Source organism: Gluconobacter sp. DsW_058 (assembly GCF_002153615.1).
GTDB classification, from domain to species: Bacteria; Pseudomonadota; Alphaproteobacteria; order Acetobacterales; family Acetobacteraceae; genus Gluconobacter; species Gluconobacter cerinus.
This window is the reverse complement of record NZ_JOPH01000010.1, coordinates 1-288: the sequence shown is the minus strand read 5'-3', so window position 1 is coordinate 288 and position 288 is coordinate 1. Positions and strand designations below refer to the sequence as shown.

Here is a 288-nt window from a genome sequence, read left to right as displayed (position 1 = left end):
GCTTGGTTTCTTTGACGTTGAAGAGCGGCTTACTCGGTTGAGCGGGCTTGGCGATCAGCTCGAAGCTTTTTCCTAGATTGTGGATTTTGAAGTCTTCCGTCCTGATCTGGAGAAGGCTCTGGCCTATTCGGACGGAAGCAATGGCGGGCGCCCTCCGTTTGATCCGGTGCTGATGTTCAAGATCCTGGTGATCCAGACGCTCAACAATTTGTCCGATGAACGGACGGAGTATCTGATCAACGATCGCCTGTCGTTCATGCGCCTCCTTGGTCTGGGACTTTCAGATCG

General features: G+C 53.1%; 1 pseudogene. It reads left to right on the top strand.

Annotated elements, in window-relative coordinates:
• Window positions 1-288, top strand: a pseudogene (locus HK24_RS05545) (transposase); the annotation flags it as partial.